The organism is Arthrobacter sp. W4I7, assembly GCF_030816215.1.
Classification (GTDB): Bacteria; Actinomycetota; Actinomycetes; order Actinomycetales; family Micrococcaceae; genus Arthrobacter; species Arthrobacter siccitolerans_A.
Genome location: NZ_JAUSXU010000001.1, coordinates 4410678 through 4433092 on the forward strand (window position 1 = coordinate 4410678; position 22415 = coordinate 4433092).

Below are 22415 nucleotides of genomic sequence, written 5' to 3' on the forward strand. Positions count from 1 at the left end.
TGCCCTTTTGCGGTCACGGAGCAATCGATGGGTGCTGCTTCACGAGTTCGCGGCCGTAGTCGTTGCCGTTGGGGGTGCGGACCACGGTGTGCATGTGGAACGGTGCCGGCTCGTCGTTGCTGAGGAAAACCCCTGTGTGGTGGTCCAGTTCCAGGACCACCACCGGGCTTTGCAGGCGGAAGTAGAAGGCCTCCTGCCCCTCCCAGCCGCCGATCCAGCTGAAGAAGGTCTCGCCATAGTGCTCCTGGATCTCGCGGCGCCGGGCGGAACGAGGCCCGTCCGGGAGGTAGGCGATAAAGTCCTCCACTAAAGCGTCAAGGATGGTGCGGGCTTCCGCCGGCATGGCGGCAACAGAAATGCCCTCGTAAGGGATCACCCGGTTGTCCCGGAAGCACCCGCCAAGGTGCCGCTCATCCCCGGCGTGAAGGCGGCCTTCCGGCATTGCCGGGTCCACCATGGATTCATACACCGTGGCTTCGGCCCGCAGCCCGGCAGGCAGCGCAGCCATCAGTTCACGGGCCAGGGCGATGCGCTCCTTGAACACCACCACGCCTTGATACGGCCCGACGTCGATGACATCCGGCTCGGCACCCATAAACACCGGCGAGATCACCAGCTGGGTTCCGGCCACCAGGCAGTTCAGCGCGGCATGGTGGCCAAAAATCTGCCACCCCCACGGCGCGGTCTCGGACGGTTCCCCGTACAAGGCGAAGTTGTAGCTGAACTCGTTCATCAGCAGCGGCAGCTCCACCAGGTCACCCAGGAAGCCGTTGATCCGCATGAGGTTGCGGACCAGCTCAAAGCCCGCCGGGCTCAGCGAGGCTTCAACGACGGCGAACACTGCATCGCGCGCCGTCTCGTCCAGCTCGTCGAGGCGGAGCCCGGTGTCGTGCTGCATAAACTCAGGGTTCGCCCAGCTTTGCCACTCGGGTGCATCCACGGCGTAACTGAGCCGGGACGCCTGGTCGAGGGTCAGGGCGTCCAGCAGCTTGCGGGCGGCGGCCACCATCTCCGGGGTGGGCGCCTCCTCCCCCGCCCGCGCGGGGGCCAGCGGATACAGCCCGGGCCGGAGGACGCCGTCGTTCGTGATGCCCTTGAACGGTTGCGGATACAGCGTCTTCCAGCCCTCGATCATGGGCCCGGCGAAGGAATCCCTGGTGGCCGCCTCCGCATACTCGCGCGCGTCCAGGCCGCGGATTTCCGCTACGCGCGGGTGGTCCGGGGCAAAAAGAAATTCACGGAATGAAGGCGTTGACACAGGAACTCCTTGGTTCGGCTTCGGCAGGGGACGATGGCACCCAGCCGGCGGCGACGGACAATGCGGCGGCAGCAGCATCGGCGGAACTGCCCCGCCACGCCACGTGCTGGTCCGGGCGGACCAGCACGGCGTCCGCTCCCACCAGTTCGGAAAGCGGCGTCCCGTCGTCGGAAGGCCCGACGGCGGCAAGGGTCACCGCGATGCCCTGCCGGGCTCCTGCTGCCAGCACCGGCGCGAAAGCTGCGTCGGCCGGCACCCCCGCCAGCGCACCGGCGTCGGCCAGCAGGGTGAAGCCCTGGCCCAGCCGGCTGTACAGGGAGGTGGCATCCTCCAGCCACGCATGCGGCAACAGGGAACCGGGGCTGGCGGAAGGAACATAGTGGATGGGGTCCTCTGCCGGGACGGGTGCGCCGTCCGGCACCACCACCGGCGAATCCCCGTAGGCATATCCGAGCACCAGTCCCACGGAATCGAACTCGCTCCGCTTCACGGCCAGGGCCTCGTGTGCCGCCTGCCGCGCTGCTTCCCCGGCGGGGCCGGCGGCGGCAAGGTCAGGGTCTGCGAAGTGGTAGGCCAGGGCCTTGCCGTTGGCCGCTGCGTCGCGGATGGTCCTGGCAGCTATCGGGCGGCGCTCCTCCTCATAGCTGGCCAGAAGCGCCGGGCCGGCCCACCCCGTGATCGCGGCGGCAAGCTTCCAGGCGAGATTGGCGGCGTCGCCGATGCAGGTGTTGAAGCCGTGGCCGCCCCATGGCGGGTTGAGGTGGGCGGCGTCGCCCACCAGGAAGATGCTGCCGCGGCTGTAAGAGGGAGCGAGCAGCATGCGCGCGGTCCACGGGTCCGTGGCCAGCACGTCAACGTCCACAGCCGATCCCACCAGCGAGCGGACCATGGCACCTGCGTCCTCAGCACTGACCGTGATGTCCGGGTCCACGCCCTGGACGATGGCCCACCAGGTGTCTTCCAGGTCCATCGGCCCCACCATGCCCGCCGCCTCCGAGCCCACAACCCAGTACTGGACGGCAGGGTCAAGGGCCACCGCTGAGGCAACAGCCTTGGAACGGAAGAGGATGCTGATGTTGGACAGCGCTGCGGAACCGCCTTCCAGGCGGATATCCAGGCTGCGGCGCACGGCGGAGGACCCGCCGTCGGCGCCGATCACGTAGTCAGCGGTGATGGTGAGGTGGTCCCCCGCAGGGCCGGACAGTACGACGACGTGCGGCGTTCCGGAGGTTTCGCTTCCCGGTTGGACCGTCTGCACACTCCAGCCGGTGATGAAATTGACCAGCGGACTGTCTGCCGCGGCGGCACGGAGGACTTCCTCCAGTACCGGCTGCGGGACCTGCTGGCCGCATTCAGGCTGGAGTCCGTAGCGGCCCGGGACCAGCTGGAAGGCGTTCCGGAACCGGCGCAGCTCATGCGCGGCGGGTCCGGTGAGGCCGGTGCAGAAAATGACATCCTGCGCGTAGTCCACCGGGAGCGGGGAGGCGGCACGCAGTGCATCGGCCAGTCCCAGCCGGCGCAGGTGCGCCATGGTGCGTGCGTTGGTGGTCTTGGCCCGCGGACGGGTGTGGTCCACGGCGTCACGGGGCTCGATGACAGTGCTGGGGATGCCGCGGGCGGCCAGGTCCAGCGCCAGGAACAACCCGCTGGGGCCGCCACCGGCGATCAGCACCTGCACCTCCCCGGGGATGCCGTGCGCCGGTGGCAAATGGAGGGTGACCATCAGGCACGGCTCCGGAGGGACACGTCGCCCACGGGGGTGGTCAGGGTGCCGAGCTTGTCGATCTCCACCTCGACGGTGTCGCCGGGCTGGAGCAACCACTGCGGGGTACGGGCATAGCCGACGCCCTCCGGAGTGCCGGTGGCGATCACGTCGCCCGGGTGCAGGGTGAACGTCTGGCTGATCAGCGAAATGATGGCCGGAACGGAGAAGATCATGTCCCGGGTGTTGCCGTTCTGGGCCTCGATGCCGTTCACGCGGGTGCGGACCTGCAGGCCGTCGCGGAGATCGCCCACTTCATCCCGGCTCACCAGGGGGCCGAGAGGGCCGCTGAAGTCGCCGTTCTTGCCCAGCGTCCACTGGGAGGTGAGCTTTTGGGCCGTGCGGGAGGTGATGTCGTTGAAGGTGGAGTAGCCGAAGACTGAGCCTTCAGCTTCTGCCTCATCCGCGGATTCCACCCGCTGGCCAATGTAGGCCGCCACTTCGCCTTCCCAGTCCAGCCCTGCTTCGCCGGCAGGGACGGGAACGGGGACGTTGCCCACCGAGAGGGAAGCCGTCCAGCGGCCGAAGAGGGTGGGGTACGGCGGGAGTTTCTGGTCCTTGTAGCTGCCCTCGGCTGCGTGGGCCTTGTAATTCAGGCCCACGCAGATGACCCGGGCCGAGGCGGGGACGATCGGCACTTCGGTGACGCTGCCGCGCTCCAGCGGGGCGCCGGCGCCGGACGCTGATGCGCCCTCTACCAGCGAGACAGACTTGTCTTGCCAGCCCTCCGGGTCCGCCCAGAAGTCGGTGACGGGGGCCAGCGGGAACACCCGTGTTTCCAGCAGGGCCGCTGCCCAGGGTTCGCCGTGGTGGTTGATGCCGATGAACTGCATGTGGAGGCCTTTCAAATCTGCCCGGGCACAAGGGCGCCGGGACGGTTCTGGGTCAGTGTGCTTGCGCCTGGCGGCGGAAGAAATCGATGGTGGCGGTGGTGGCCTGCTCAGCGGCGGCCGGGCTTTTGCCTTCAAGCGCCCACATGTGGTCCGCGTCCTCAATCAGGAGGAGTTCGACGGCGGCGCCCGCACCTTCCAGCGCCGCGGCAAAGGTGACCGACTGGGCCGCGGGGACGAAACGGTCGGCCGTTCCGTGCACCAGGAAGAAGGGCGGCGCCGCCGCGTGCGCGTAAGTGATGGGGCTGGCTGCCGCCGCCTCGTCGGGTGCGTCCGCCGGTTGGGCACCGATAAGCAGAGCCTCGCGTGAGCCGGGATCGTCAGCGCGGGCGACGGCGTCAGGCCGGGCCTGTCCGCCCATCCGGTTCAGGTCGGTTGGCGGGTACCAGGCAGCCACGGCGGCGACGGCGTCGTCAGGACCATGGCCGGCGGCCTCAGCCTGGAACTCCTCCGCTCCGGCGGTAAGTCCCACCAGGCTGGCGAGATGGCCGCCCGCCGAATCGCCCCAGGCGTAGATCCGCTCCGGGTCCACGTTGTATTCGGCCGCGTGCGCCCTGAGCCAGCGGACCGCTGCCTTTGCATCCAGCAGCTGGACCGGGAATGTGGCCGCGGTGCTGAGGCGGTAGTCGGCAGAGGCGACGATGAAGCCAGCGTTGACCAGTTGTTCGATGGGGCTGAGGCCGAGTCCGTCCACGGCGGGCCCCAGCGAGGACCGTTTGCCAGTGCGCCAGCCGCCGCCGTGGAAGTGGACCACTGCGGGGAAGCCGGCGCCTGCGGGCGCCTCCGCGGGGAGATAAAGGTCCAGCAGCAGCGGGGTGGCACCCTCAGGTCGGGCGAACTCGATCCCCTTGAGGATCTGCCCTGCCGTCGTCGTCGACTCCATGTGTGTACCGCACCGTTCCTGTCATGCCCGGCCCTGTGTTCCGGACCACGTCTTGACTCAACTTTGGTGCATCGGGAAGGGGGGATGCGCGGTGGGTTTCACTGAATGGAAAAGGGTTCGGGAGGGGCCGCCGTCCACCGGTCCCCGCGGCATGCGCGTGCTTTTTTGCAGTGGAACTTTTCGGCCCGCACCTGCTGCGGAGAAGAGCTGTAGGTCTAGGGTGAGGAGGTCGGCAGCTGACCCCGGCGGCTTGGCACCGGTAGATGATCCTTGAAAGGCGCACCGCATGAAGAGCACACTGCAGGAACCCGTCATCGACCAGGTCTCGTCCGCTGACGGAACAACCATCTTCGTCGAGAGCATCGGTTCCGGGCCTGCCATTGTCCTGGTAGACGGAGCCTTCTGCGGCCGCTCCTTCGGCCCGGCCCGTGCCCTGGCAAAGGAGCTCGCTGACTCCTACAGCGTGTCTTTCTACGACCGTCGGGGCCGGGGAGACAGCGGTGATACGCGGCCCCACTCGGTGCAACGCGAAATAGAAGATCTCGACGCCGTCATAAACCACGTGGGCGGCAATGCGTTTGTGTACGGCATTTCCTCGGGAGGCGCGCTGGCTCTCGAAGCGGCCGCCGCATGTGTTCCCATGCGAAAACTTGCCACCTACGAAGTCCCCTACACGGAGGCCGCTGACACCGTGGGTGTGCCCGTTGACCATGCAGGCCACCTGAACGCGCTCCTCGCCGGCAACAAACGCGGGGCCATGGTCTCCTACTTCCTCGTCAAGGTCATCGGCGTGCCGGCGTTCGTCCCGATCATGCTCCGCCTGATGCCGAAGGTGTGGAAGAACCAGAAAGCGGCCGCCAATACGCTCCCCTACGAGATCGCTGTCCTCAATAGCTTCACCGCGCCCATAGAACGGCTCGCTGAAATCAGTGTTCCGACGCTGGTCATGGCGGGAGGAAAAGCTGTCCCCGCCATCACAGCGGCCCAGACACACACTGCCCAAGCGATCCCCCAGGCGGTACACCGCACAATCGACGGCCAAACGCATGAAGTATCAGCCGCAGCAATGGCAACCGAACTTCGCAGTTTCTTCGCTGCCTGACGGTCGGAAACCAGCCCGCCCGGAAAGGCGCCGGCCGCCGTCGCCTCATCCGCGCAGCAGCTCCAGCCAGTTCCTAGTCGGCGGCGGCGAGCTGGCCGCAGGCGCCGTCGATCTCCTTGCCGCGGGTGTCGCGCAGGGTGCAGGGCACACCGGCGGCGCGCAACCGCGCGATGAACTCCTGCGCCACCGGCTTGTCCGAGGCAGTCCAGATGGAGCCCGGGGTGGGGTTAAGCGGGATGGGGTTCACGTGCACCCAGCCACGGCCGCGCTGGTTGAGCTTCTTCGCCAGCAGGTCTGCACGCCACGGGTGGTCGTTCATGTCCTTGATCAGCGCGTACTCAATGCTGACCCGGCGCCCGGTCTTCCGGTAGTAGTCGTAGGCAGCGTCGAGCGCCTCGTCCACTTTCCAGCGGTTGTTGACCGGGATCAGCTCGTCGCGGAGCTCGTCGTCGGGAGCGTGGAGGGACAGCGCGAAGGTGACCGGGAGGTCCTCATCCGCAAGCTTGCGGATGGCCGGGACGAGGCCCACCGTGGAGACGGTGATGTTCCGGGCAGACATGCCCAGGCCCTCGGGTGAGGGATCCACGAAGCGGTGGAGGGCACCCATCACGCGCTTGTAGTTGGCCAGCGGCTCGCCCATGCCCATGAACACGATGTTGGTGACGCGTTCGCCGTCGTGCTCCTGGGGGCCCAGCTCGCCGGCAGCGATCGCGCGGTTGGCAGCAACCACCTGGTCGACGATTTCCGCGGTGGACATGTTGCGGGTCAGCCCGGCCTGGCCGGTGGCGCAGAAGGGGCAGTTCATCCCGCAGCCGGCCTGCGAGGAGACGCACAGGGTGATGCGGCCGGGGTAGCGCATCAGCACGGACTCCACCAGCGCCCCGTCGAACAGCCGCCAGAGGAACTTGATGGTGTCACCGTTGTCGGTGCGGAGGCGGCGGACCTCGGTGAGCAGCGGCGGGAACATCTGGGCGACGAGCTCTTCACGGCCGGCTTTGGGCAGGTCGCTCATGGCTTCCGGGTCCGTGGTCCAGTGCTGGAAGTAGTGGGTGGAGAGCTGCTTCGCCCGGAAGGCGGGGAGCCCAAGCTCCTTCAGCTTCGCGGCGCGCTCGGCCAGGGCCAGGTCAGCCAGGTGCGTCGGCGGCTGCTTCACCCGCGGGGAGGCGAACTGGAGCAGCGGACGGCCCTCGACCGTGCGCGCCTGCTCCCAGCCCTCGGCAGCGGGGCGGACCTGCGGGCGGGTACTCTCGGCGGCCCCGCCGCCCTCTGCACGGGCGCGAACGGGAGTCTCGGAAGAAGAAGTGGGGGAAGTCATCCTTCCCATCATCCCATGCCGGTTTTCATTTTGGGAATCGGGGCACTATGATTCCGCTCTCGCACCGCCCTGAGGCTGGTCAGCCCTTGGCGTCACCCAGCGGGCGGCGGGCCAGCCATGCGGCGACGATGGCGCCGGAGATGTTGTGCCACAGCGAGAACACGGCCGACGGCAGGGCGGCCAGGGGACTGAAGTGGGTGGTGGCCAGCGTCGCTGCCAGGCCCGAATTCTGCATCCCCACCTCGAAGGCCAGGGCACGGCGTGCCTTGCTGTCCAGCCGCCCGATCTTTCCGGCAAGGTAGCCCAGCCCCAGCCCGAATCCGTTGTGCAGCACCACGGCCAGGAACACAATGCCGCCGGCCGCCACGATCTTGCTGGCACTGCCGGCCACCACAATGGCCACAATCAGGGAAATCACGACGGCGGAGGCCCAGGGAAGTGCCGGCAGGACCTTCGCGACGAGCTTCTTGAGGAACAGCCGGGCCAGCAGTCCGGCGACCACCGGAAGGAGGACTGTCTTGGCGATGTCCAGGACCATGCCGGCGGCGTCGATCTGGAGGTAGGACCCGGCCAGGAACAGGACCAGCAAGGGGGTGACAATGGGGGCGATGAGCGTCGAGACGGAAGCGACGGCCACGGAAAGCGCCACGTCACCCTTGGCCAGGAAGGCCATCACGTTGGACGCGGTCCCGGACGGCGCGCAACCCACCAGGATCAGGCCCACAGCCAGCTCCGGTTCCAGGTTCAGGGCGACGGCGATCAGCCAGCCCGCCCCGGGCATGATCACGTAGTGCGCCACGATTCCCAGGGCGACGGCCCACGGGCGCTTGGCCACGGCGGCGAAGTCCGGCGGGGTCAGCGTGAGGCCCATGCAGAACATGATGATCCCGAGCAGGTACGGCACGCCGGGTGCCATGGGCTTGAAAGCGCCGGGTGCCAGGTAGCCCACGATGCCGGCGGCCACCACCAGGAGCGGAAACACTGTTACGGCGACGCGCGCGATCCTGCTTTCCGCGGCCAGTGCGGGATTGACGGGCGCTTCGCCCTGGGTGTTCTGGGGTTTGGTTGCCTCAAGCATCCAATCATGCTGGCACTACCCGGTAGCTTGGTGCCAGTTCGTGACTGCTGACGGTAATAAGCGGCCGCGGAAGCGGGAGCTCACCAGTCGTGGACCGTTCCGTCGATGAGGCGGTTGTAGGGCAGGTAGGCCTGCTGGTACGGGTAGGCCGCTGCGGCTTCTTCGTTGAACTCGACGCCGATGCCCGGTTCGTTGCCCGGGTGCAGGTAGCCGTCCACGAAGGTCATGGACTGGTGGAAGACCTCGTTGGTCTTGTCCGAGTGCTGCATGTATTCCTGGATGCCGTAGTTGTGGATCGCCAGGCCCACATGCAGCTGCGCGGCGAAGCCCACGGGCGAGATGTCGGTGGGGCCGTGGAAGCCGGACTTGATCTGGTACTGCGCCGCGAAGTCCATGACCTTCTTCAACGGACTGATTCCGCCGAAGTGCGTGGACGCTGCCCGGACGTAGTCGATCAGCTGTTCCTTGATCAGGGTCTGGTAGTCGTACACGGTGTTGAAGATCTCCCCGATGGCCAGCGGGGTGGTGGTGTGCTGGCGGACCAGGCGCAGGCCCTCCTGGTTTTCCGCCGGGGTGCAATCCTCCAGCCAGAACAGGTCATACGGTTCCAGCGCCTTGCCCAGCTTCGCAGCCTGGATGGGCGTCATCCGGTGGTGCCCGTCGTGCAGCAGCGGGATCTCCGGGCCGAACTCGTTCCGGACCGCCTCAAACACCGTCGGCAAGTGACGCAGGTACGCGCGGGTGTCCCAGTCCTCCTCCACCGGGAACGCGCCCCGCCCGGCGGGCTCGTAGTCATACCGCTCCCCCGACGCCTGGGCCTGCGCGGCCACCCCGTACACGGCCTTGATCCCGGGGACGGCGGTCTGAATCCGGATGGACTTGTACCCGAGCTCCAGGTGCTCCCGGACCGAATCAAACAACGACGGCAGGTCCGCACCCGAAGCATGCCCGTACGCGCGCAACCCGTTCCGGGACGCCCCGCCCAACAGCTGGTACACCGGCATGCCCGCCATCTTGCCCTTGATATCCCACAACGCCATGTCCACCGCGGCGATCGCCGCCATCGTCACCGGGCCACGCCGCCAATACGAGGACCGGTACAGGAACTGCCACGTGTCCTCAATCCGGTGCGGGTCCTTGCCGATCAGCAACTGCGCCACGTGCTCCTTCAAATACGCGGCCACAGCCAGCTCCCGCCCGTTCAAGGTGGCATCACCAATACCGGTCACACCGTCCTCGGTAGTGATCCGGAGCGTCACAAAATTCCGGGAGGGACTGGTGACAAAAACGTCGGCGGCAATAATTTTCACAGCAGGTTCGGCTTTCTTAGTGATGGGATAGGGACAGGCCGGTGATCGGCCTGGGAAAAATCAGCGTTGCGTCGTTCCGCCGGGCGTAGTCCCGAGCAGGTCCAGCTCCGCACGGACGGGCAGGCCTTCCCAGTCCCCTGCAGTGCTGACAGCGAAGGCTCCGGTGAGGGCGCCGCGCTGCAGGCGGCCGGGCACGTCCTCGCCGTCGAGCAGGGCGGACAGGTAGCCGGCGGTGAAGGCGTCGCCTGCTCCCACCGTATCGATACTGGTGACCGGCACGGCGGGGGCGTCCCAACGGCCGTCAAGGGTGTGGACACTGGCGCCGGAGGCGCCGCGCTTGATCACAACTTCGCTGACTCCCAGACCCAGGAGCTCGGCAACCATCGCTGATTCCCTCGTTTCCTGGTCCTGCGCGTCCGCCGGCGCCGTGGCCACCAGGTCGAGTTCGTCGTCGGAAGCGACCACTATGCCGGCATGCCGCACGAGTGGTGTCAGGACTCTCCGCGCCTCTTCGCGGGACCAGAGCTTGCTGCGGTAGTTGACGTCGAGGGACACCACTGCCCCGGCAAGGGCGGCTTGCTCGGCGGCGTATTCCACCGCCTTCCGGGACTCGGGGCTGAGGGCGGCGGTGATGCCGGTCAGGTGGAGAATCCTGGCCCCTGCCTGGAGCGAACGGTCCACGTCCTCCGGGCACAGCGTTGACCCTGCTGATCCGGAGCGGTAGTAGAAGGCGCGGGTGACATCGGCCGTGCGCTGTTCTAGGAACATCACTCCGGTCCGGCGGGTAGCGTCCTCCCGGTGCTGCAGCTGCACTCCCTCAGCGCGGAGTTGGCGGAGGATGAACTCGCCATGCGGATCGGCACCCGTCACGCCGGCCCAGCTGACGCGGTGTCCCAGCCGTGCAACCCCGACGGCCACATTCGACTCGGCGCCGGCAACGTGCATCGTCAGGGCGCCGCCGGCCGACAACGGGCCGGCAGCGCGCAGCGAGACCATGGACTCGCCAAAGGTCAGGAGGTCCACGGATGGGCGCCCGACGGCGGCAGTCACCGGAGGCCGCCGGCCGCGGACTGGTGGTAGTCGGCGGCAAGGGCAACGAAGCGGCGCGCACGCTCACGCATGGGAGCCAGGTCGCCGCCGGATCCGACCTTCCCGAACAGCGGGCCGCCGAGCCCAACCGCGATGGCACCGGCTCCCCAGTACCCCGCCGCTTCCTCGAGTCCGACGCCGCCCACCGCAATGAACGGGATGTCCGGGAACGGATCCCGCAGCGCCTTGAGGTAACCGGGTCCGCCGATGGAGGCGGGGAAGAGCTTGACCGCAGCGGCTCCCCGGTTCATGGCCTCTAACGCCTCGCTCGGGGTCAGGGCCCCGGCCAGGACGGGGATGCCACGGCTGGCGGCTTCCTCGATGGAGGGCGCGAGTGACGGCGTCACCACAAACTGGCCGCCGGCCGCCTCAACGTTGTCCACGTCCTGCTTCGTCAGCACTGTCCCGGCGCCGACGAAACATCCTGCGGGAGCCGCTGCGCGCACCTCGCTGATGGCTTCCAGCGCTCCCGGTGTCGTGAGGGCGATTTCAACGTATTGGAAGCCCTCCTCCATGGCGGCGAGGGCCGCCCTCCCGGCAGCCGGGCCGTCAGTGCCGCGCACGATTGCCACCAGCTTGGTCCGGCGTACCCCGTCGAGCAGGGCCTCGGGGGTCAGGGTGTTCTCCATACTGGGTTTCTCCTTTAGAGGGGCCTCCATCCCGGCGCCCACGGTCCTGGCTGTCACCACTCGGCGAAGGCGCCGTCGGGCTGGCGCCAGACGGGGCCGCGCCACGCATGCCCGCGTTTGTCTGCGGCACGGACTACGGCCTCGTCGATCTCGATGCCCAGGCCCGGGCCGGTGAGCCGTTCGATGTGCCCCTCCACAAACTTCAGCGGGGTTTTGTCCACCACATAGTCCAGGACCTCGGCACCCCGGTTGTAGTGGATACCGATGCTTTGTTCCTGGATCAGGAAGTTGGGCGTCGCGAAGCCCACCTGAAGGCACGCGGCGAGTGCCAGCGGACCCAGCGGGCAGTGCGGTGCCAGCTGCACCTCGTAAACCTCCGCCAGTGAGGCGATCTTGCGGACCTCTGTGATGCCGCCCGCGTGGGAGAGATCGGGCTGTGCCACGGCAATGCCGGCCTGCAGCGCGGGCAGGAATTCCTGCCGGTTGTAAAGCCGCTCACCGGTGGAGACCGGCGTCGTCGTGGACGAGGTGAACTCGCGCAGGAGGTGCGTGTTTTCCGGGACCACCGGTTCTTCGAGGAAGAAAGGCCGGTAAGGTTCCAGCAACGGCGCAACGCGGCGGGCGTTGGCAAGGCTGAAGCGGCCGTGGAAGTCCACCGCCACGTCGCGGTGTTCGCCGAGGACTTCGCGGGCGGCAGCGACGCGGCGGACGACGCCGTCGATTTCGGCCACCGAGGCGATCGGGCTCATCCTGCCGCTGGCATTCATCTTCACCGCGGTGAGGCCAACCTCCAACTGTGCGCTGATCTGGTCAGCCACCTCGTTGGGTTCATCCCCGCCCACCCAGCCGTACATCCGGATCCGGTCCCGGACGTGGCCGCCCAGCAGTTGGTGCACGGGCGCATTGAAGTGCTTGCCGGCGATGTCCCAGAGGGCCTGGTCGAGGCCCGATACCGCACTGGCCAGGATGGGGCCGCCCCGGTAGAACGAGCCCTTGGTCATCACCTGCCAGTGGTCTTCGATCCGGAGCGCGTCGTTGCCGATCAGCAGCTCGGACAGTTGCTCGACGGCGGTGCGGACGGTTTCGCTGCGGCCCTCGCACGTTGCTTCACCCCAGCCGACAATCCCGCTGTCCGTCTCGACCCGGACGAACAGCCAGCGCGGGGCGACCAGGAAGGTTTCAATCCTGCTGATGAGTGTCATCTGGTTGCCTAGCCCTTGGTGGCGCCGGCGGTGAGGCCGGACACGATGTACTTCTGCGTGAAGAGCGCGATGATCATGATCGGGATGGTGACCACAGTGGCCGCCGCCATCAAGCCGCCCCAGTCGATGCTGGCGTAGGAGACAAAGTCGAAGATGGCAACAGGCAGGGTCTTGGTGCTGGAGCCGGAAAGCACCAGGGCAAACATGAAGTTGTTCCACGAAAAGATGAAGGACAGGATGCCGGCGGTGGCGATTCCGGACACGGCGAGCGGCAGCGTGATGAGGCGGAAAGCGCCGATCGGGGTGAGCCCGTCCACCTGGGCTGATTCCTCCAGTTCCAGCGGCAGGGAATCGAAGTAGCTCATCATGATGTAGACGATCAGCGGCAGCGCAACGAACATGTGGCTGAGGATCAGCACCTCGAAACGTCCCACCATCCGCAGGTTGGAGAACACGTAGTACCACGGCACCAGCAAGGACACGCCAGGGATCACGCGGGCCATCAGGACCACGAGGGCGGAGCGGTGCATGGTGAAGCGGCTCATCGCGTAGGCGGCGGGAACTCCAAGCACGATCGACAGCGCAGTGGAGACGAAGGCCACCCAGAAGCTGTTGAAGATGAAGACAAAGTAGTTGTTCCGCTGGAGCACGTTGGCGTAGTTCTCACCGGTGGGCGTGAAGAACAGTGCCTTGCCGGTGTCGTAGATATCCACGTTGGTCTTGAGGGAGGCAAGGAACATCCAGAACAACGGGGCGATGAGGAACAGCACCACGGCAATGAGGGCCACCACGCGGAAAGCCTTGTAGAGCCTTGTGGACAACGGCTTCCGACGGCGGCGCAGCACCTGGAGCTTTCCGTCGGACGTGTTGCTTGGGGTCAGGACGGTCATTTGCTTACCGCTTTCTTGCGCATGGTCAGAAGCCACATTGAGCCGATGATGATCATGAAGAACAGGATCAAAACGGCGGACGACAGCCCGTACTGGTTGTAATCGAAACTCAGGCCGTAGGCATAGACGTTCAGGGTTTCCACTTCGTTGAAGGATCCGCCGCCTTTGCCCTTGGTGGCGTACAGGATGTCGAAGGTCTTCAGGGCGTCGATGCCGCGGAGCAGGATGGCGACAATCACGGTGGGCATCATCAGGGGCAGCGTGATGTAGAAGAAGCGCTGGAAGGCGTTGGCGCCGTCCACCCGGGCAGCTTCGTCAGGCTCATCGGAGAGGGATGTCAGGCCGGCCAGAAGGATCAGTACCACCATGGGGGTCCACTGCCAGACGTCCATAAAGATGGTGGTTCCGAGCGCAGTGTCCTGGCCTGAAAGCCAAGGCTGCGGCGGGATGCCCACCATGCCCAGCAACTGGTTGGCGAAGCCGATGTTCGGATCGAAGATCAGGCGCCACATCATGCCCACGGCAACCGGAGTGGCCACCAGCGGAAGCAGGATCGCCACACGGACCCACTTTTCACCGCGGAAAGGACGCCAAAGGAGCAGTGCGATGCCCATGCCGAGCACCACCTCGCAGGCCAGCGCAACACCGGTGAACGTCAGCGTACGTCCCACCGCCGGCCAGAAGCGCTGGGTGTCAGCCAGAACAGTCATGTAGTTCTGGAAGCCGATGAACTCTGTGGCGGCCCGGACGGAACCCTGCGAATCGGTGAGGCTCAAGTACAGGGTCCACACCAGCGGGAAAACAATCAGGACGCCGACGAAGATCATCGCGGGCGCCGCAAAAAGCCATTTACGGTGCCGGTTGGACCAGGCGGAGACGTTTCCCGCAAGGCTGGGAGGGCGGCCGGCACTGCGGGCGGGAGCGCTGCGGGGAGCGTTCGTTACGGACATGGTTCACCTAAGGAGTTGGGGGAGCGGTCCGCGGCGGGACGGCAAAAGGGGCTGCCGTCCCGCCGGGCTGTGGTGCACATGGCGCGCAAGCGCCGGGGGCGTTACTTCTTTTCGCTGTCCAGGAATTTCTGGAATGCATCGTGGGCCGAGTCGGCCGCCGCGGAGGCGTCGGCGCCGGTGATGCTTGCAACGATCGGCTCGCCTACAATTTCCCGGGCCTTGCCTACGGTGACAACCTGGGGACGGTCATGGCCGATGCCGTTCTTTGCACTGACGGCGATGGCATCTGCGAGGTCCTTGGGGTACGTGGAAGTTCCCTCGGCGTTGGACCAGACAGATGAGCGGGGTCCGGGGACACCGGCCTTCTGTGCAGCCAGCGTACGTTCCTTGCTCGTGGCCCACTGGATGAACTTCCAGGCGTTGTCCTGGTTGCTGGAGGCCTCGTTCACGGCCAGGCCCCAGGAGGGGATGTTGTAGGGCTTGGAACCTGCGGGGCCGGCGGGCAGGGGTGCAAATCCAACGGTGTCCGCCACCTTGGACTTGGCGGGATCGGTGGCGTTTTTGTACAGCGAGTCTGCCTCCGTGTAGAAGGCGGCCTTGCCCTGGGTGAAGATGGCCATGGCCTCGGGCCAGCTCATGTCTGTGCTGACATTGGCGGGGCCGTAGTTTTTAATCAGGCCGCCGTAGTAGGCATAGGCCTTCTTGGCTTCGGCAGTGTTGACGGCCGACTTGCCGCTGGAATCGGTGAAGTCCCCGCCGAAGCTGTACAGGAAGCTGGAGAACTGGGTGACGGCCGTGGACTTGCCGGTGCGGGCCACGAAGCCGGCGATGTCCGGGTTGGAGGCTTTGATGGCCTTCGCGGCAGCTTCAAGCTCTTCCATGGTCTTGGGGACCTGAAGACCGGCTGCCTGCAGCAGGTCCTTGCGGTAGTAGAGGACTTCGCGTTCGGTGATGATCGGGACACCGACCACCTTGCCGTCAGCGGTGGTGGCCTTAACGGGGCCCTCCTGGTAGTCCTTCCAGTCCCAGGCGGAGTCCGCCGAAACCTTGGACGTGAGGTCGGCGAGGTAGCCGTTCTTGGCGAACGCCTTGCCTTCCTGCAGCGGGCGGTACATCATGACGTCGATCTCGTCGCTGCCGGCGTTGAGCTTGACGTTGTACTGGTCTGAGAGCTGGTCTTCGCCCAGCTGGGTCAGTTCAACCTTGAGCCCGCTGGACTTCTCGAATTCCGGAATGGCTGCCTTGATGCCTTCAGTCCAGACGTGGTTGGCCAAGGTAACCCGGACGGTTCCGGATTCCTTGGCGTCATTGCTGCCACCACCGCCGCTGCAGGCGGTCAGCCCGAGCGAAAGTGCGGCGGCAACTGCCGCGTACTTCATTACTGCACGTCGCTTCATTACGACTCCCTTGCTTGTGAGGGCTGACGTCACTGTCCAGCCTCCTACAGATGCATCGTTACATCTGCTTTGAGAGCCAGCATAGATAAATAAGGCAGATTTAGACAACCCCCCAGCGCCTACCCGTATGATTTAGCCATGAAAACCCCAAAGGCGGAGTCTCCGATTGACCTGCATGCGGCACTGGTGCAGCGTCTCGGGCTCGCGATCGCCGACGGGCAGCTGGCCGCGCACTCACTTTTGAGGCTGGATGAGCTGGAGGAGCAGCACGGCGTATCCCGTTCGGTGGTCCGGGAGGCCGCGCGCGTGCTCTCGTCCAAAGGAATGCTCGCATCCCGCCGGCGCTTCGGCACAGTGGTGCAACCTGAAGAATTCTGGAACCTCTACGACCCGGAGGTGATCCGCTGGCGGCTGGCGTCTTCGCGCCGGCTGGAGCAACTGCAGTCGCTCAATGAACTGCGGGGCGCGATAGAACCGCAAGCTGCCCGCCTTGCCGCCGAACGGGCATCCTGGGATGCCGGCAGCGAACTCGTCTCCCTCGCAGCACGGTTATGGGCAGCCGGCCAGCGGGGCGATCAGGATGAGTTCCTCCAGCTCGACGTGGAGTTCCATGCAGCTGTGCTCAAAGCCTCCGGCAATGCCATGTTTTCCCAACTCCAGAACCTGGTGGCCGAGGTCCTCACCGGAAGGACAGAGCACGGCCTGATGCCGCATCTGCCGCATCATGAGGCCCTGCAGCTGCATGTGGACGTGGCGAGCGCCATCCAGCGCGGGGAGTCCGGCGCTGCGCATGCCGCGATGAGCAGAATCGTGGAACAGTCCACGGAGGAGATGGGCCAGATTTGGTCCATCCACCATCACTCGGACAGCGCTCCGCAGGCCACTGGGCAGGCAAACCACTGAATCAAACCAGGCCTGCCAGGCACATGTTTAAGCGCGAAAGACCTGGTGCTCACACCGCCTTTGCCGACGCCAGTTCCTGCGCCAGGAAGTCCAGGACGGGCTGCGCCTCGGGGCTGCCCGCCGCATGGTTGAGGTGGCCGTGGACGGCGCCGCGCGCCAGGAAGAAGGAGACCGGAACACCGGCACGTTGAAGGTTGGCGGCGAAGAGCTCGGAGGAGCCGCGGACGTCGTCGTACTCGCACGCGACGATTGCCGTCGGCGGCAGTCCGGAAGGATCGGCGTAGCCGGGCATCGCATACGAGGACGCCATGCTCACCGGCCCGCCCACGTAGTTCTCCGCATTCCGCACACAGTCCTCAAGGGTGAAGCGAAGGTGCCTCGGGAGAGTCGCCATCACGTCCTCGTCCAGCCCACCCGCAGGTGGCGGCAACTCGGCGTGAAGGAAAGGATAGGCCAGGAGGAGCTTCGCGGGGAGCGGCTTTCCGGCGTCCGTCAGGTACAGCGCGGCGCCCACCGCGAGGTTTCCGCCGGCGCCCGCTCCGCCCAGGCACAGCAGTTCCGGATCCAGCCCAAGCCCGGCTGCGTTCCTGCGGATCCAGAACCAGGCGGCCAAAGCGTCCTCGTGGGGCACGGGGAAGTGCACGCCGTCGCGCGCCAGACGGTAATCCACGGACAGTACCGGCGCTCCGGACGAGGCCAGCACCCGGCCCAGGTAGTCGGATTCAGGCATGTCCAGCCCGCCGCTGACGAAGCCTCCGCCGTGCAGCCACACCAGCCCGGCTCCGGCTGTCCGCGGTGTTTCCCCGTAGATACGGATCGTCACCGGGCCGCGCCGGCCATCCGCGGTGACGGTGCGGATGGGAACATCGGGGCCGGCCTGGCCCGGCAGGGTTTCCGGGCCTTCCGGCGCCGCCAGGTACTGGGCGAAACCGGCGTCGGGAGCGAGCGACCCGTCGTCGGCAGGAGCAGAGGCCTCCTGCTGCGGCGCTGTCACGGCCGGCCCAGCTTCTCGGAGAAGAAGCCGACGGCGGCGGCAAGGATGGCATCCAGCTGGTCCTCCGCACCAAAGAAGCAGTGGTCCCCGCCTTTGATGGTGACCACTTCATGTTCCACGCCTGCTGTGGCGAGCGACGCGGCCAGCAGGTCGGTCTGGGAGTGCGGCACCAGGCCGTCACTGTCGCCATGGATCAGCAGGAAGGGCGCTGCGTCGGCGGTGACGTAGCTGACCGGGCTGGCGGCGGCCAGTAGCGCGGGGTCGTCGGAGCCGCCCACCAGCATGTACTCGGGCTGCAACGGCATCCCGGCCGGAACGGCGGCGGTCAATGCTGGCGGGAGAAGCCCGTCCGGAGTATTCATGGGCGGGATGTCCACCAGTGAGGAGACCCCGTAGAAGTCAACGACGGCGCTGATGCCGCTGGAGTGCCCCTGCGCACCCAGCCCGCCGTGCAGGTCCTCCCGGCCGCCGGTCAATCCCAGCAGTGCCACCAGGTGGCCACCCGCGGATTCACCCCACGCCCCGAACCGCTCCGGGTCGACGCCAAGGTCTTCCGCGAATTCCCGCAGGTAGCGGACTGCCGCCTTCAGGTCGTGCAGCTGCGCCGGGAACGGCGCCTCCAGGCAATGCCGGTAATCAACAGTGGCGCAGGCAATCCCGGCCTCGTTGAGCAGGCGGAACACCGAATCCGGCGCGAAGGTGGGCGGCAGCTCGCGGCGGTCGCCCAGCTGGAAAGCTCCGCCGTGGACCCACACCACCAGTGGCACGGGTGCAGTGGCCTGGCGCGGCAGCCAGATGTCCATCTTGAGCGGCCGGAACCCGATGGCGCGCGCGTAGGTGACTTCGCGGTGCACTGCAGAAACGTCCGAGATGTTTTCGGGGATGCCCGGGGCGTCAAAGACGGGGAACGGGGGAACGTCCACACCGCCGGGCCGGGCCGTATCAAAGGGTCCGGTTTCGTAGACCTCGGTGGCTTCGTTGACACTCATGGCGCGCTCCTTACAAGCTGGGGTTTTTGGTTGTCCCGCCGGCGGCGGGGGCGGTGAAGTGATGCTGTCCGGGTCCGACGACGGCGGCCGGCTGGCCGGGCAGGTGGACTTCGGCTGTGGTCCCGGCGGGGACGGCGGCACGCAGCTGCAGCCCGCCGTCGGCCGTCATCCATTCGACCTCAATCAGGCCCTGCGGGCCTTGATGTGAGGTGGCCGCTGAGGTCAGGCCGGCGCCGGGGCGCGGCTCGATGATGATCCGTTCGTAGCCGGCGCTGCCGGGAGCCTGCCGCAGGCCTGCGGTGTAGCGGTGGAGGAAGGACACCACGGCGCCCTTGCTGTAGTGGTTCAGGGACTGGTGCGGGTTGCCGTCAGCGTCGATGCCGTTCCACAGCTCCCACATGGTGGTGGCGCCGCGGTCCACCATCGCCAGCCAGGAGGGCTCCGAGTCCTGCATCAGCAGCTCGTAGGCGAGGCCCAGTTCACCGTTGTCGGCAAGGACCGGCAGCAGGTAGGGCGTGGCCAGGAAGCCGGTCCCCACGTGCGTGCCGGCGGCCCTGATCAGCGAGACCAGCTGGGCCGTGACAGTGCCGCGCCGCTCCGGGCTGACAAGATCAAAGGCGAGCGCGCGGGAGGCAATTGGCCTGGCTGGGTTGGGTGACGTGCCCGGAGGAGTCCAGGTATTCCTTCTCCCAGGCCCGGCGGATGTTTTCGGAAAGTTCGGCGAGCGCGACGGCTTCCTCCGCGCGGCCAATGACCTGCGCGACCTTAGCCAGCAGGGCGGTGGAGTTCCGGTAGTAGGCGGTGGCCACGATGCCGTGATCGGCGGAGCGGGCGGCGAACAAGTCCGGTTCCGGGCCGTCAGGTTCCATCCATTCGCCCCAGTGGAAGCCGGTGTCCCAGAGGTACTGTTCGTGGGGTGCCGGTGTTGGGCTGGCCGCCGCGCGGTCCGCGTGCCGGTTGGATTCGGCGGCGGTCCGGACAAAGCCCGCCCACCGCTTCATCGCCTCCCAGTTCTCCGCGAGGATTCCGGCGTCGCCCGTGGCCAGGTACAGCTCCCACGGCACCATCACGATGGCGTCGCCCCAGCCGGCCGAGCCGTTGACGAAGGCCATAAAGTCGGCAGAAGTGGTGTCAGGACCGGGCGAGGGCGAGATGTTGGCAATGACGCCGTTCTCCCACTGGTCGGCGCGGACGTCGTTCAGCCACTTCCGCGAGAAGCCGGCGACGTCGTAAAGATATGCCGCCGTAGGAATAAACAGCTGCCAATCCCCCGTCCAGCCGGCTTTTTCCCGCTGCGGGCAGTCCGTGGGTACCTCGCAGGCGTTGTCCCGGAAGCTCCACTCCACTATCTCGTGGAGCTTGTTCAGGCGCTCATCGCTGCAGGTGAAGCTGCCGAGGGGCTCAAGATCCGTCTGAACCAGGCAGGCGGTAATGTCCTCCGGGGCCAGGTCCGCGGTAAGGCCCCGAACGGACAGGTACTGGAAGCCGTGGGTGGTATGCCGCGGTTCGAATACTTCTCCCGGGGCGCCCGATCCCGTCACCTCATCGACTTGCCCGGCGGCCAGGAACTGCCCGGGGTTGCGGAAGTCGAGCGGGCGCAGGTGATCCTGGGTCACGTCGCCGTTGCCGTCCAGCGCCTCGCCATGCACGAGCGTGACAGTCTCCCCCGGCGCCCCAAGCCTGGTGAGGCGGACCCAGCCGTGGATGTTCTGGCCGAAGTCCACCACCTGGTGACCACTCGCGAGGCGGGTTACGGCTACTGGTGCAAGTTCCTCCACGATCCTGGTGGGCGGTGCCACCGGGCCGGTGAGGGTTTCGTAGCCCTGCGTGACGGCGGCCCGCGCCGCGGTTGCCACCTCTCCCCTGACTGAATCCTCCGGAATCCTGAAGTCCACCCGCTGTCCGGCCATCAGGTCGGCGCTGAGGATCTCCGTTTCTGACGCCAGCCACGAGCCGTCCGTGCCGATCATCCTCGTGCGGCCCCCGGACAGCATCTCCAGCTGCGCAAGGAAAGCGGTGTGCGTACCGTACATGTCGGCGTCCCGCGTGAATCCGAAGGTTCCGCGGTACCAGCCGTCCGTAAGGATGGCGCGGATGGTGTTGGTGCCGGGGTGCAGCAGCGCGGTGACGTCGTAGGCCTGCACCTGCAGGGTGGTGTTGTAGCTGGTGGAGCCGGGCGTGAGTTGCTGGTCGCCGACCCGCTCGCCGTTGAGGAACAGCTCGTAGATGCCGTGGGCGGTGGCGTACGCGCGGGCGAATCCGGGCGTGGTGTCCAGCGCGAAAGTCTTGCGGAGGGCAAAGCCAGGGCGCCCTCCGGGAGCAGCGACAACGGGTTCCTCCGGGCCGATCCATTGCGCCATCCAGTCCCATGCGTGCAGCAGTCCGAGCTCGACTGGCATCGGCTCGGACCAGGGGCTTTCCGCTTCAGCGCCGGTGCGGTCCGTGGTCCACGTCCGCACTCGCCACTCAAACCGGCTGCGCGATTCAAGGGCGGGGCCTGAGTACAGGACCAGGTTGTGCTGGCTGGAGGCTAGCCGGCCGGTGTCCCAGCCATTGCTCGCCGTGATCTGGTAGGCGGTCTGGGCTGTTGTCGCGGCGGGTCCGGTTCCCGTCGGCAACGCCCAGCTGAAGCGCGGTCTCGTGTTGGTGATGCCCATCGCCTCGCGGAGGTGCTCCACGCGAAGCCAAGTGGGCGCGCCCGGGGCAAGGAGGGCTTCCCCGACGCCGGCGTCGAGACTGGTGGAGGTCATGCAGGAGGCTCCTGAACGTGGGACAGCTGGGGTTCCAGCTTCGTTTCCCGCAGGCAACCACCCACAGCCTTCTTTCATTGGTTGGAATAGTATTGTGGGGTAGCTCACGGACTGCGGTCTGAACTTTCCATCGGCGCAAGGAACCTCCGGCCATGACTGTCCCCCCGGACACTGACACGAACCCCACCCGCGGGAAGCGGCCCAAGCAGGGCGAACCGGTGATCGATCGGGCGCTGAGCCTGCTCGCGGTCTTTTCCGACCGCCGTCGGGCCCTGACCCTCTCGGAGCTGGCCCGCCATGCCGGCATGCCTGCCCCTACCGCGCTGCGCCTGATCGCCCGGCTGGTCGCGTGGGGTGCCTTGGAGCGGCTCGACGACGGCAGGTACGTTGTGGGGGTCCGCCTGTGGGAGGTCGCGTCCCTTTCGCCGCGCGGCCACGGGGTGAGGGAGATTGCGCTGCCCTATCTTGAAGACCTGTTTGAGGTGACCCGGCACCACGTCCTGCTGGCCGTCCGGGACAACGAGGAGGCGGTGCTGATCGAGCGGCTGTCCTCCAAGGAGGCGACGGAAGTGGCATACCGGGTGGGCGGCCGCGCGCCGCTGCGGTCCACCGCCGTCGGGCTGGTGCTGCTGGCGGGGGCGGACCAGCAGTTCCAGGAGGCCACGCTCCGCAAGCCGCCGGAAAACGAGCCCGGGGTGGAGAACATGCCGGAGGGCCAGTTGCGGCGGACCCTGTCCGACGTCCGGCGCACGGGAATCGCGATGATCCGCCGCTCCGCCCCCTCGCGCACGGTCTCCGTCGCGTCGCCCATCTTTGACGCGCAAGGTTCGGTGGTGGCTGCGTTGTCCATCGTTGTGCCGGACGGCTCCACCCCGCCCAACGTGCTGGCCCCGGCGGTCCGGGCGACGGCGCGTGCGGTGTCCAGGAACCTGGGCCACCTTGCCGAGGTCAGCCCTGACGTGCGGACGCACTCGGAGGGGTAACCGGCGGGGCACGTTCCCTCGCGGGGGGCCAGTGCCGGGAC

At 66.9% G+C, this 22415-nt stretch carries 20 protein-coding genes; 3 read left to right on the forward strand and 17 right to left on the reverse strand.

Features of this window, described 5'->3' with window-relative positions; all coding sequences use genetic code 11:
- Positions 1 to 13 precede the first annotated feature (13 nt).
- Genes QF047_RS20060 through QF047_RS20075 form a run of 4 tightly spaced genes read right to left on the reverse strand, consistent with a single transcriptional unit; the run spans position 14 to position 4793 of the window.
- Entirely contained in the window at positions 14 to 1258 is a 1245-nt protein-coding gene (locus QF047_RS20060; protein ID WP_307280728.1) for a DUF3500 domain-containing protein, read from the reverse strand.
- The gene (locus QF047_RS20065) at positions 1236 to 2981 is read right to left on the reverse strand and encodes an FAD-dependent monooxygenase (RefSeq protein ID WP_307280731.1); all 1746 of its coding nucleotides are present in this window, start codon (positions 2979 to 2981) and stop codon (positions 1236 to 1238) included. Before QF047_RS20065 ends, QF047_RS20060 begins: the two co-directional genes overlap by 23 nt.
- On the reverse strand, positions 2981 to 3853 hold the full coding sequence (locus QF047_RS20070) for a fumarylacetoacetate hydrolase family protein (RefSeq protein ID WP_307280734.1): 873 nt from the start codon (positions 3851 to 3853) through the stop codon (positions 2981 to 2983). Before QF047_RS20070 ends, QF047_RS20065 begins: the two co-directional genes overlap by 1 nt.
- A gap of 52 nt (positions 3854 to 3905) precedes the next feature.
- Positions 3906 to 4793 carry an alpha/beta hydrolase gene (locus QF047_RS20075; RefSeq protein WP_306637370.1) on the reverse strand — a complete coding sequence of 296 codons (888 nt, stop codon included), beginning with the start codon at positions 4791 to 4793 and terminating at the stop codon, positions 3906 to 3908.
- Positions 4794 to 5079: 286 nt separating this feature from the next.
- Between QF047_RS20075 and QF047_RS20080 the strand changes: the two genes are divergently transcribed.
- Positions 5080 to 5895, forward strand: a complete 816-nt coding sequence (locus QF047_RS20080; RefSeq protein ID WP_307280738.1) for an alpha/beta fold hydrolase — start codon at positions 5080 to 5082, stop codon at positions 5893 to 5895.
- 73 nt (positions 5896 to 5968) lie between these two features.
- Here the strand turns inward: QF047_RS20080 and rlmN are convergent, their stop codons facing one another.
- The 9 genes from rlmN to QF047_RS20125 all read right to left on the reverse strand — a co-directional run bounded on the left by rlmN (position 5969) and on the right by QF047_RS20125 (position 15755).
- The gene (gene rlmN / locus QF047_RS20085; RefSeq protein ID WP_307280742.1) at positions 5969 to 7210 is read right to left on the reverse strand and encodes a 23S rRNA (adenine(2503)-C(2))-methyltransferase RlmN; all 1242 of its coding nucleotides are present in this window, start codon (positions 7208 to 7210) and stop codon (positions 5969 to 5971) included.
- 79 nt (positions 7211 to 7289) lie between these two features.
- Positions 7290 to 8288 carry a bile acid:sodium symporter family protein gene (locus tag QF047_RS20090; RefSeq protein ID WP_307280746.1) on the reverse strand — a complete coding sequence of 333 codons (999 nt, stop codon included), beginning with the start codon at positions 8286 to 8288 and terminating at the stop codon, positions 7290 to 7292.
- Between the two features lie 80 nt (positions 8289 to 8368).
- Positions 8369 to 9598 (reverse strand): D-mannonate dehydratase ManD, encoded by a 1230-nt coding sequence (manD, locus tag QF047_RS20095; protein WP_307280749.1) that lies wholly within the window; start codon positions 9596 to 9598, stop codon positions 8369 to 8371.
- Positions 9599 to 9658: 60 nt separating this feature from the next.
- Positions 9659 to 10648 carry a sugar kinase gene (locus QF047_RS20100; protein WP_307280752.1) on the reverse strand — a complete coding sequence of 330 codons (990 nt, stop codon included), beginning with the start codon at positions 10646 to 10648 and terminating at the stop codon, positions 9659 to 9661.
- Positions 10645 to 11316 carry a bifunctional 4-hydroxy-2-oxoglutarate aldolase/2-dehydro-3-deoxy-phosphogluconate aldolase gene (locus QF047_RS20105; protein WP_307280755.1) on the reverse strand — a complete coding sequence of 224 codons (672 nt, stop codon included), beginning with the start codon at positions 11314 to 11316 and terminating at the stop codon, positions 10645 to 10647. The genes QF047_RS20100 and QF047_RS20105 overlap by 4 nt, the downstream gene beginning before the upstream one ends.
- A 53-nt stretch (positions 11317 to 11369) precedes the next feature.
- Positions 11370 to 12518 carry a galactonate dehydratase gene (gene dgoD / locus QF047_RS20110; RefSeq protein ID WP_306637320.1) on the reverse strand — a complete coding sequence of 383 codons (1149 nt, stop codon included), beginning with the start codon at positions 12516 to 12518 and terminating at the stop codon, positions 11370 to 11372.
- An 8-nt stretch (positions 12519 to 12526) separates the two neighbouring features.
- Positions 12527 to 13408: a carbohydrate ABC transporter permease gene (locus QF047_RS20115; protein WP_307280760.1), complete on the reverse strand. Its 882-nt coding sequence runs from the start codon at positions 13406 to 13408 to the stop codon at positions 12527 to 12529.
- On the reverse strand, positions 13405 to 14358 hold the full coding sequence (locus QF047_RS20120; RefSeq protein ID WP_307280764.1) for a carbohydrate ABC transporter permease: 954 nt from the start codon (positions 14356 to 14358) through the stop codon (positions 13405 to 13407). The genes QF047_RS20115 and QF047_RS20120 overlap by 4 nt, the downstream gene beginning before the upstream one ends.
- Positions 14359 to 14459: 101 nt before the next feature.
- Entirely contained in the window at positions 14460 to 15755 is a 1296-nt protein-coding gene (locus QF047_RS20125; RefSeq protein ID WP_306637314.1) for an ABC transporter substrate-binding protein, read from the reverse strand.
- Positions 15756 to 15893: 138 nt separating this feature from the next.
- On the opposite strand from QF047_RS20125, the gene QF047_RS20130 reads away from it, so the two are divergent.
- The gene (locus QF047_RS20130; protein WP_307280767.1) at positions 15894 to 16658 is read left to right on the forward strand and encodes a FadR/GntR family transcriptional regulator; all 765 of its coding nucleotides are present in this window, start codon (positions 15894 to 15896) and stop codon (positions 16656 to 16658) included.
- Between the two features lie 49 nt (positions 16659 to 16707).
- Here QF047_RS20130 and QF047_RS20135 read toward each other — a convergent pair whose 3' ends face one another.
- Genes QF047_RS20135 through QF047_RS20150 form a run of 4 tightly spaced genes read right to left on the reverse strand, consistent with a single transcriptional unit; the run spans position 16708 to position 21391 of the window.
- Positions 16708 to 17652 (reverse strand): alpha/beta hydrolase, encoded by a 945-nt coding sequence (locus QF047_RS20135; RefSeq protein ID WP_307280769.1) that lies wholly within the window; start codon positions 17650 to 17652, stop codon positions 16708 to 16710.
- Complete coding sequence (locus QF047_RS20140; RefSeq protein ID WP_307280772.1) at positions 17649 to 18641, reverse strand: alpha/beta hydrolase; 993 nt, start codon at positions 18639 to 18641, stop codon at positions 17649 to 17651. The genes QF047_RS20135 and QF047_RS20140 overlap by 4 nt, the downstream gene beginning before the upstream one ends.
- Positions 18642 to 18651: 10 nt before the next feature.
- The gene (locus QF047_RS20145) at positions 18652 to 19278 is read right to left on the reverse strand and encodes an alpha-L-rhamnosidase C-terminal domain-containing protein (protein ID WP_307282101.1); all 627 of its coding nucleotides are present in this window, start codon (positions 19276 to 19278) and stop codon (positions 18652 to 18654) included.
- Positions 19253 to 21391, reverse strand: a complete 2139-nt coding sequence (locus tag QF047_RS20150; protein WP_307280775.1) for a family 78 glycoside hydrolase catalytic domain — start codon at positions 21389 to 21391, stop codon at positions 19253 to 19255. Before QF047_RS20150 ends, QF047_RS20145 begins: the two co-directional genes overlap by 26 nt.
- A 152-nt stretch (positions 21392 to 21543) precedes the next feature.
- On the opposite strand from QF047_RS20150, the gene QF047_RS20155 reads away from it, so the two are divergent.
- Positions 21544 to 22374: an IclR family transcriptional regulator gene (locus tag QF047_RS20155; protein WP_307280777.1), complete on the forward strand. Its 831-nt coding sequence runs from the start codon at positions 21544 to 21546 to the stop codon at positions 22372 to 22374.
- Positions 22375 to 22415: the final 41 nt, after the last annotated feature.